8 protein-coding genes are annotated in these 9,881 nt (G+C 60.4%); 4 read left to right on the top strand and 4 right to left on the bottom strand.

The genetic code is table 11. The features are described from left to right. The first annotated feature begins 235 nt into the window (after window positions 1-235). Window positions 236-2,212 carry a glycosyltransferase gene (locus AC1AUD_RS13430; protein ID WP_476574883.1) on the top strand — a complete coding sequence of 659 codons (1,977 nt, stop codon included), beginning with the start codon at window positions 236-238 and terminating at the stop codon, window positions 2,210-2,212. Window positions 2,213-2,307: 95 nt separating this feature from the next. Here the strand turns inward: AC1AUD_RS13430 and AC1AUD_RS13425 are convergent, their stop codons facing one another. Beyond that, window positions 2,308-4,620, bottom strand: a complete 2,313-nt coding sequence (locus AC1AUD_RS13425) for an RICIN domain-containing protein (RefSeq protein ID WP_476574882.1) — start codon at window positions 4,618-4,620, stop codon at window positions 2,308-2,310. A gap of 148 nt (window positions 4,621-4,768) precedes the next feature. On the opposite strand from AC1AUD_RS13425, the gene AC1AUD_RS13420 reads away from it, so the two are divergent. Then, entirely contained in the window at window positions 4,769-4,903 is a 135-nt protein-coding gene (locus AC1AUD_RS13420) for a hypothetical protein (protein ID WP_476574881.1), read from the top strand. 84 nt (window positions 4,904-4,987) lie between these two features. Next, on the top strand, window positions 4,988-6,265 hold the full coding sequence (locus AC1AUD_RS13415) for a tyrosine-type recombinase/integrase (RefSeq protein ID WP_476574880.1): 1,278 nt from the start codon (window positions 4,988-4,990) through the stop codon (window positions 6,263-6,265). Between the two features lie 93 nt (window positions 6,266-6,358). Here the strand turns inward: AC1AUD_RS13415 and AC1AUD_RS13410 are convergent, their stop codons facing one another. The 3 genes from AC1AUD_RS13410 to AC1AUD_RS13400 form a co-directional block, all read right to left on the bottom strand. Continuing rightward, entirely contained in the window at window positions 6,359-7,660 is a 1,302-nt protein-coding gene (locus AC1AUD_RS13410) for an S-layer homology domain-containing protein (protein WP_476574879.1), read from the bottom strand. Between the two features lie 342 nt (window positions 7,661-8,002). Then, complete coding sequence (locus AC1AUD_RS13405; protein ID WP_476574878.1) at window positions 8,003-9,274, bottom strand: S-layer homology domain-containing protein; 1,272 nt, start codon at window positions 9,272-9,274, stop codon at window positions 8,003-8,005. Window positions 9,275-9,286: 12 nt separating this feature from the next. Beyond that, window positions 9,287-9,571 (bottom strand): hypothetical protein, encoded by a 285-nt coding sequence (locus AC1AUD_RS13400; RefSeq protein ID WP_476574877.1) that lies wholly within the window; start codon window positions 9,569-9,571, stop codon window positions 9,287-9,289. 92 nt (window positions 9,572-9,663) lie between these two features. On the opposite strand from AC1AUD_RS13400, the gene AC1AUD_RS13395 reads away from it, so the two are divergent. Continuing rightward, a partial coding sequence (locus AC1AUD_RS13395) for an AAA family ATPase (RefSeq protein ID WP_476574876.1) occupies window positions 9,664-9,881 on the top strand: 218 nt, incomplete at its 3' end.

The raw sequence follows: 9,881 nt of genomic DNA, 5'->3' as shown, positions 1-9,881 counted from the left end.
TCGGCACCTACAAGTACTACGACATGCACCAAGTCATCGACACCGCCCTCACCGCATACGACGAACACATCGCCCCCATGCTCAACAAATAAGATCCGGCCACACTGATAGCTGATAAGCGAGCTGCCACGTCGCCGACAAAGCCGGCGAAATACCAGTGTCCCATCATGGAAGATGACAGTTCGCTTATCACCACGGCAGCTCTCGACACACACGAAGTGAGGAGAACATAGTCATGCACACACTCTGGCGAATCGTATTCCCCGCCGGCATCGATTCGATCTCCGCGGACTTCGCTTCGCGGGCGTTGCCCGTGTATGGCGAGGGGACGATGGCATCGGGCGAACGAGCCGATCTCAACGCATGGTCGCCGTCCCGCCGTTCCATCGTGCTGCCCGCCGGCGCGACATATTCCTCCGGCTCCTATTACAATGCCTTCCAAGCCGCCTATTGGGCGCATTGGACCAATGTGAAAACCGTGACCTTGACCGGCATGGCCGAGGGCACGGGCATTGTGCGCGTGCTGGCCTCGGACTCGCGGACCAAGGCGACGGAACTCGTTTCCATGCCGGTGAGTGACGGCCAATTCTCATTCACGACCAGCATCGAGGGAATGGATGAGGGCGGCTGCCTCTGGTTCGAGGTCACGGCCAGCGCCGATGGTCCGCTGACATTGTCCGACGCCGCATGGAGCACTGTTGCATCCGAAACACGACATGGCACCGTGTCCATGGCCATCACCACGATGAACAAACCGGAGTGGTGCGTCCGCCAGTTCAATGTGCTCGCGGATGCCGGCGATCTGGACCTCATCGACGCCGTGTATGTCGTCGACCAAGGCACACGCTTGGTGCAGGACGAACCAGGCTTCGCCGAAGCCAGCGCACGGCTCGACGGACGGCTGCATATCATTCGCCAGCGCAATATCGGCGGCTCCGGCGGCTTCGCCCGCGGCATGGCCGAGGTGTCGGAACATGGCGACAGCGGATATGCGCTGCTGCTTGATGACGACACCGTGCTGGAACCCGAGTCGATCGCACGCGCCCTTGCCTTCGCCAACCACTGCAAACGCCCCACTATCGTGGGCGGCAACATGCTGTTCCTGACCGAACCAACGCGCATCTGTGCGATGGCCGAGACCTTCAACCGCGACAGGATCCTCTGGGAACAGGCGCCCGGCTCCCCCAAGTTCGCCGATCTGGCCACGGCTCCATTCGCCGAAACATCCTATCTGCATCGGCGTTGGGATGCGGATTACAACGCATGGTGGATGTGTCTGATTCCCGTCGAAACGATTCACAAAATCGGATTGGCGTATCCGTTCTTCATCAAGAACGACGACGTCGAATACGGCGTGCGCGCGCAGATGGCCGGATATCCGACGGCGACGGTGCCGGGCGTATGCCTGTGGCATCAGTCCTGGATCGATAAGGACGATATCCTCGATTGGCAGGCGTATTTCCATGTGCGCAACAAACTCATCATGGGATTGCTATATTCCCGCCGCCCGTGGGGAGGCATGCTGCTGCCACTGATGATGCGCGCCTCGCTGTCGGCCACAGCGAAGATGCGGTATTCCGCGGTGAAGCTGCATCGCATGGCCGTCGCCGATGTGCTGCGGGGAGCCGAATACATCGGCGATATCCTGGAAAGCCGTCTGCCGGAGATCCGCCAGGCGCGCGGGCAGGAGCCGGATGCGCAGACCACGCCGCTGGATCAGCTACCTGATACCTTGCGCACGCATAGCGAGGCCGAATTGGACTCGGCCGATGACCCACGCAGCGCGCTGATGCATATGTTCGCCGCCATGCCGAGACGAGACCGGCGCACTGTGATCGACGGCTATGTCGAGCCGATGAAAGTATGGTGGCTGGTCGATGACGAGGACTGTGTCGACGCAGGGCACGACGTCAAACGCACGGTGCCCGGCACGGACTTCGACACGCTGACATTGGTCACCGACGAGCCAAGCAAGCATTGGCGTGCCATGGCACGCATGGATTCGGCCGTGGCTGTGAACCGCGAGAACGGCACCGGCACGCTGCTGGTGCGCCGCCCATGGAAGGCGTTCACCGGGCTGGTTGGAGTGGCGACGTCATACGTACGCCTCGGCTTCCAGTGGCGCAAGTATCAGTCTGCATATCGCAAGGCCTTCGCCGAAATGGTCTCCCCGCAATGGTGGCATCGGTATTTCGACCGGCCAGCTGACTGACCGGTTGCATATCGCATCACAAATACGGAGGGGCGCTCACCGGGATAGTCCGGCGAACGCCCCTCCGTCGTCTTCGATATCGCGGATGGAAAGAGTCAGGCCTCCGGCTCCGACGGTTCGGCGTCAGCGACAAACCAGCCTGTGGACATCCCCTTAAGCCCCATCCACCAAACGGACCAAGCATGCGGTGTGCGCACGGTGACATCGCGGAAGAACGTGGGTTCATCGCCCCAGCTCGCACGTACCGTCTTTTCGGCCGAGGCATCATTAATGCCAGCAAGTCGCTGAAGGAAGGCAGCCATATCCTGACGCGTGACGGGCGTCATTCCGCGAAACTCACGCTGCCCATCGGCGCGGTTCCAACCGGTGGTCACACCCACATCGGCCAGCCATGTGATGTCCCCGGCATGCGGGGTCGACCAATTCACATCAGCGAAGCTCACCGAACCAGTTCGGGGCAGACCGTCGGTGCCGACGAGACGATGCATGAACGCGGCCATATCCTGACGGGTGACGCTCGACGCGCCGCGGAAGGTATAGGTTCCGTCTTTTTCCTTCCATCCGGTCGAAATGCCTTCGCTGGCCAGCCACCAGATCTCCTTGGCGAATGGCGTGGACTCGTCGACGTCAGCGAAGCGGGACTGATCCGCCACGCTCGGTGTGAATTCCGGGGAGCCAGCCCAGCGATAGAGGAACGCGGCCATATCCTGACGGGTGATGCTGGACATACCGCGATATTCACGCGCGCTGCCGTCCTGCTCGACGTCAGCACCGGGGACGAAGGACATATTCGTTCCCGCCGCTTTGTCTTCAGTCACCGACTGCAACGTCCAACGTTGGTTGATGCCGCCGTTGGGCCCATAGAGCGCTATCGCCGTGCCATCGGCCGAGACGCCGCCCGACAGATCGAGCACTTCCTCGCCCAATGCAGACTGCAGGTAATAGCCATCGCCGGAATCGCGCACGAACCACAACTGCGCTCGGGTGGGACGGGAGTCGCTGGGAGCGTCCCCTGGACCGGGGCCCGCGCCTGGACCGGGGGCGATGCCGGGCGCGTCAGCGACACCGGCATCGCCGTCGGTGCTGATATCCGCATCGCCGTTGGCATCACCGTCGGTACCGCCGCCACTGCCATCGGCATCGTGGTCCGATGGATCGTAACCAACCGGTTGCTGCGATACACCAGCATTGTCCGCGGCCACTCCCTTGGCCACGGTCAGCGCCTTGCCACTGGCCTTGGACACGATGAGATAGCTGCCATCGCCCATGGCGGTGAACTGGAAGTTCTGTCCGACCGCACCGGTCCATCCCTGCAGACGCGGCAACACCCCATCGCCGGTCGCGCCCTCCGGAATCGCCGCCACCGCCATATTCCGCGCCATACTGGCGATGTGATACGTGCCATCGCGCACATCAACCGCCGGCATACGGGACACACCAAGCATGTCGGTGCGTACCAAATCGCGGATGCGCCCCATCCGATCCCATACCTGCTGGCCCGGGCACAAGGTTTCGTTGGATCCATAGGCATCATGATGGGAAGCATCACCGTGACCGGTAATGCGCGCCTGCACACCAAGGAAGTCGAAGGTGCACCACGCATCGGAAGGTTGGAGGCCAATCGCTTGGAATTCCCATGCGATGGCAGCGGCCGTCGAGGCGATCTGCGCATCAGTGGGATGCACATCAAGATGATAGCTGCCCAGCAGAGACACACCGAAGGTGTCATAGTTGAAGTTCACGGCCTGCGCGCCATCGACCTGGCTGGCCGGCACAATCTGGTTCGGAACACCCTCGTCGCGTCCTTCCCAGATGCCGCCGAAACGATCGACGATGAGCTGGTATCCGATGTCTCCCCAACCGCGCGTCTCATTGTGGAACAGATAGATGCCGTTGATCATGGCAGGCACCTCGGCCTGTGTGTAATCGTTGCGATCGACGGTGTGGTGCACGATGGCACCCTTCCAATGCCCGCTGCGGTCCGGCGTCCAGAACATCGCGGGATTGCCGTCCACCCACCATTCCTCGCGCGTATGAATGCGACCGGTGGCGGTGATGGCGTTATCCGCACGTTCCAGCGATGTCGCGGCACCCGAGTCAGTCGCTGTGTCGGTATCCACGCCATTCTCGGGAACCTTGGACCGCCCGACCGTCGCCCGATCGATCCCCGCGTCGGATGGCAGCTCCGCATATCCCGAATCGATAGTGATCAGTTGTGCCGCGACCATACGCCCACCCTTGGGGGCGATCGTCGCCTCGACCCGGTCGGCGTCACCGACGTAATACGAAGGGCTCACTCCGGGCACGCCCGCATCCTCGTCCATGGCAGGCAGATCCACCCACTCACTCCACACGCCGTCCGTCTGATAGCGCAGACGAATCGTCGGAGCGTTCTCCGGATGTTCCATATCATCCTGTTTCCATGTGACGCCGACAGTCGCCAGACCTGTGACATCAGCGGAAACGGTCAGACGCTGACCCCGGATGGCGCTCCGGGAACGAGAAGCAGCCGCAGAGGCCTCGAAATCATGCTCAGTCACCTGCGGCCTGTGGGTTTTGGCGACCGATGAGACCGATGCGTCGACAGATATCATCTCCGTGCCCGACGGTGCCGACACCCCCCATGCGGGCGCAACCGGCATAGCCAATGCAAGCGCGCAGCATATTCCCGTGACCATCGTGGCGATATGACGACGCATGCCCCTCTCCTCCCGTCATCGCGGCACCAATCGCCGCATATCAACCAGCTTATCGCGACAGGACTACTGTGGGTTGATGGCACGAGTGTGGATTGATGATCTGTGGCTGAAAACCGACAACGGGGTCGCCCCCTCCTCCACCGCGCGGCGTTCGCTGGCGGCGGTGAGCGATCCATTCCAGGCGCAGGTGCCTCAGCGTTGGCGTACCTCGCGCTTCGGGCACGGCATGCGATGGCGGTGCCGATGGTACACGGTCGAGGGGGCCGAACGCCGCCAGCATTCGAAGTCATTCCGCCGACTCACCGACGCGGAGGCCTTTCAGGCGGCGATGGAGGACGATGTGCGCCGCGGGCGGTATGCGAATCCGAACGACGCACGGCGCAAGTTCAAGGATGTGGCCGACATGTGGCTGCGCTCGAAGAACAACGTGAGCGAAGGGGTGCGGGCGCGCTATGAGTGCGAGCTGCGCGTCTATGTCAATCCGCGCTGGGCGAACGTGCCGATCGGTTCGATCACCTTGGATGACGTGGCGCGGTGGGTGACCGATCTGACGACGGGCGAATACCCGGTGGATCTGCGGTTTCGCCGCGCGCCGAAGCCGCTGTCGCCGAGGTCGATCAAAAGCATCGTGCGCGTCGTGTTCGCCGGGGTGCTGGATTACGCGGTGAAGGTCAAGTATCTGATGGACAATCCGGCGCGCGACGTGGAGCTGCCCAAGCCGGAATATCACGATCTGGTGTTCCTCGACATCCATGAGATCGAGGCGCTGGCCGAGGCCGCGGAGGCGGTGGGGCGGCCGGTCGACGGACTGGTGATCCGTTTCCAAAGCTATGTGGGCACGCGCATCAACGAGGCCTTCGCGCTGCAGGTCGGCGATCTGGACCTCAAGAATCGCAAGATACGCGTGCGGCGGACATGGAAGAACAGCGCGACGGCGCAGCGGCTCGGCCCACCGAAATCCGGCAAGCCGCGCACGGTGGCGATTCCGCGGTTCCTCGTGGCGCCGCTGCGCGCGCAGATCAAGGGGCAACCGGAGACGGCCTTCGTGTTCCGCGGCATCAAGGGCGGGCATATCAACGACCACAATTGGCGGCGCAAGATATGGCATCCGGCCGTGCGCGCGGCGGGGTTGGAAAGCGTGGAGGGGCTGACGCCGCATTCGCTGCGGCATTCGTATGCGGCCATCGCCATCAAGGCCGGGGCGGATGTCAAGATATTGCAGCGCCAGATGGGGCATACGTCGGCTTCCCTGACCTTGGATGTGTATGGGTTCCTGTTTCCGGAGCGGTTGGAGCAGGTGGCGAATGCGATCGACAGCGAGCGCGTGGCGACGTTGGCGCGGAGGAAAGGGTAGGAACGAAATGAAAAGCCGCACCGGCGTGATGCCGGTGCGGCTTTGGCTGTCAGTCATTCGTCAGCCCGATAGATTCCGATAAGACAGACTCAGTCAGGCCAGGATGTCATCGAGACGATGCAGGAACGCGGCCATGTCGGCGCGCTGCACGCCCTGACCCACGCCGAACGAGCCATCCGGATAGCCCTGCGAGATCTTCGAGGCACCCAGCCACGCCACATCCTCGGCATGAGGGGTCTTCTCATTCACATCCGTGAATTGCTTGGAGCCCGTCACCTGGCCGTCCTTGCCGGCCAGCTTGGCCAAACGACGCAGGAACGCAGCCATATCCTGACGCTGCACCGTGGCACCGCCTTGGAACGTACCGTCACCATAACCCGTCGTGATGCCGGCGTGCGCCAACCACAGCACGTCCTCCGCATGAGGCGAGGACTGGTTCACATCCTTGAACTTGGACCAATCCGCTACAGAAGGCTTCCATGTCGCCGCGTCGGACACATTGTTCGATTTGGCCAAACGACGCAGAAACGCAGCCATATCCTGACGCTGCACATTCGCCGTAGGCTTGAACGTGCCATCATCGAACCCCGTCGTGATGCCAGTCGACGCCAACCACTCAATATCCGACGCATGAGACGTCGACGAATCCACATCAACGAAATCCGTCGACGGCTGGACAACAGCCGATGACCTGTCGGTGAACTTCACGCGCAGTGAACTGTCTCCGCCCGTGAAATCAGCGACGCCACCGCTCAACGTTACTGAGAGCGCATGTTCCTCGTCACTGTTATTGCTCACTGTCGCCGACGTGCCGCGGGAATATTTCGCAATAGTGCTGCAACCGCCGCCCCACTGAGGCATCGCCAACAGATACTGCGCCCGACCCCATGCGTCATCATGGTCCGTCGGCGTCCACTTTCCCGCTGCTTTGGCCCAATCCACCGGGCGCTGGGAGCGGTTGCCATCCTTCCAACTGTACTTGTTATAGCTCTTGTCCAATGTCCAGTACGGAGCCAACGTATCCGCCTGCCCGGCCGGAGCACCATCCTGATGTACCGAGATCAGAAACGACATCGAGTCGCAATCAGTCGATTCATTGCGCACGTCAATAGTCGTCGAGGTCTTTGCGGGCAAGCGATACGTATATGTGACCAAACGATCGCTGAACTTAAATTCACTGTTATTCTTGATTTCCCCGGCATAACGGCCAGCATCTCCCATAAACTGGGACAATGGGATATTGTTCATTCCCGCGGCATATTCCGCGACAGCCTTAAGCTCCGCATTATCTTTCCATGACGGATTCTCCGCGGCATTCGCCGTGCCCGCACCGGCGAACAACGCGCACACAGCAATAGCTGCGGCAACCACAAGCCGTCCCACATGCTTTCCCATGTATCTTCTCCTTTTCCAAAACATCCATCCCACAGATGCCTTTTCGAAAAAGTACCCCCCCCGTAGACCGTGAATTGGAGGGCGGGTTCTTGCGGTCGTTGCAGCGACTGAGCCAGATTACGGAGCTTCCTAGTGCCGAATTGTGGCAATTCCCAATATATTAATCGGAATTCAACGAATGATGCTCAAGCACGAACCAGCATGTCGGCGGCATGAACAGCTTTTCAAGTCTGAGCATGGCTTAATACGATAAGAGACCGTGCCAGTAAGGCACGGTCTCAACTAAGCGGGGTTTGCGCCGCCAACTGACAACGCAGACTCCGCTTCTGCATCAAGATACAATCACATCAGGTTTGTCTTGGTGCGATGCAGGAACGCGGCCATATCCTGACGCACGACATTGCGGCCGCCACGGAAATCACCGTCGCCATAGCCCGTCGAAATGCCGTTGCCGCCGAGCCAACGGATGTCGGCAGCGTGCGGTGTGTCATCATCCACATCGACAAAAGACATCGACTTGTCGTTGTCCTCGCCGAACTTCTGGACGAAGCGGTGCAAGAAAGCCGCCATATCCTGGCGTTTCACCTCATTCTCGCCGCCAAAGGAACCATCGAGATAGCCGGTGGTGATACCAGTGGACGCAAGCCACCAGACTTCCTTGGCATGGGGCGTGGAATCGCTCACGTCATAGAAGCGTGCCTTATCCTGCGAGCCTGGCGTAAAGCTCGGCGAACCGGCGAGCCGGTAGAGGAACGCAGCCATATCCTGCCTCTTGACGGAGCGCATACCGCCGAAGGTCATGTTGCCGTCGATGGTATATCCGGTGGAAATACCGGAGGTGACCAACCACTGCACATCATCCCGATGCGAGCCGGACTCGACATCGGAACCTGCATATGGAGACTCGTGATAGCGAATCGTGGCATCAGACGTGTTGCTGGCGAAGCTCAACGTCACTTCGGAAGAACCGGAACCACGATTGGCCACCGAGAACGTGCGATTGCGGACAGTGGGGGTGGTAACGCCAGCGCCACCAATACTTGCTGTTCCCATGACAATGTCGCCGAATGTCATTATCGCGCCCGACGGACTGCGCTGCAGCCAGTTTGCATAATCGGAGGCGCTCAGCGACGGCGTGCCCTTGGAGTAGCCGCCGCCCCTATAGACATATCGTGTGTAAATCCAGTCATACGAACCATTGGATGCGGAGATGCGGTCGCCGTGAAGGGCAACCGTGTACGACGGATCAACGTAAAGAGCCGATGCGGAGACGTCGAATACTGCGGTATGTCCCGCGGGAATGGTCGCCGACAGAGTCACAATGGACAGGCCGCCCGGATCAGTGACACCGCCAGTGCCCTTATAGGAATACGCATCACCATCGGACACCTTGATAACGCCGAGATCATTGGGGTCCTTGTACCTTGAGCCGCCATTGGAGCGCTTCCCCGCCAGCCATGAGTCAAGCGCCTGCGCAAAGGGCTGGCTGGAGGACCATGAGGGATCGTCCGAATCCGCGGCAGCAGATGGTGCGACCATGCCAATGGTTGCAAGAGCTGCGACAGTTGCAGCAGCGAGAGTTCTAACTTTTCTGGATGAAACGGAAAACATCATTCGTTCCTTTCCTCATACTTCTTTTGGCATCTTTGCCAATTTCCATGGTATCCGGCGAGGCGCTTCGTATTTCGGATGCTTTCCGTTATCTATGCCGAAAGGGGCAGCGCGCCAACTGGCACACCATCCCTTATCTTGCCCTGGATCTCGTCCGAGCTTGATGAGGTCCTTGTCGATCATGCGGCCGAGGAACGCGGCGGTGTCCTGACGGACAATCGTCTGTCCACCACGGAACGTGCCATCGGAGAAACCGGTCGTCACGCCGACGGACTCCGCCCCACGCAATCCGCGCAGCATTGGTCATATTAGCTACCTAATACATGATTGAGGAGTAATTTAATGTAAGATTACGGTAATTCCTAATGTATGATTTAGGTAATTTCTAATGCATGATTAGAGAAATGAGCTCGCGATTCGCAGAGGGGAACGGCATGATTCCACGTATGCTTTCCGAACAGATCAGGCAGATGGCCTCATGGTTTCCCGTAGTGTCCGTGACGGGCCCGCGGCAGAGCGGCAAGTCGACGCTGGTGCGCGACGTGTTCCCGGACTACAGGTACGTCAATCTGGAGGACCCGCAGATCCGCGCGGCAGCGGCGGACGACCC

This window comes from Bifidobacterium sp. LH_730, from assembly GCF_056355835.1.
The sequence above is the reverse complement of the archived record's forward strand: the minus strand, read 5'-3'. Positions and strand labels throughout refer to the sequence as shown.

Excerpts from the sequence above, each read along its gene's own strand:
- AC1AUD_RS13415 (WP_476574880.1), top strand. The coding sequence starts at position 4,988 with ATGGCACGAGTGTGGATTGATGATCTGTGGCTGAAAACCGACAACGGG.
- AC1AUD_RS13430 (WP_476574883.1), top strand. The coding sequence starts at position 236 with ATGCACACACTCTGGCGAATCGTATTCCCCGCCGGCATCGATTCGATC.
- AC1AUD_RS13400 (WP_476574877.1), bottom strand. The coding sequence starts at position 9,571 with ATGCTGCGCGGATTGCGTGGGGCGGAGTCCGTCGGCGTGACGACCGGT.
- AC1AUD_RS13410 (WP_476574879.1), bottom strand. The coding sequence starts at position 7,660 with ATGGGAAAGCATGTGGGACGGCTTGTGGTTGCCGCAGCTATTGCTGTG.
- AC1AUD_RS13425 (WP_476574882.1), bottom strand. The coding sequence starts at position 4,620 with ATGGAACATCCGGAGAACGCTCCGACGATTCGTCTGCGCTATCAGACG.
- AC1AUD_RS13405 (WP_476574878.1), bottom strand. The coding sequence starts at position 9,274 with ATGATGTTTTCCGTTTCATCCAGAAAAGTTAGAACTCTCGCTGCTGCA.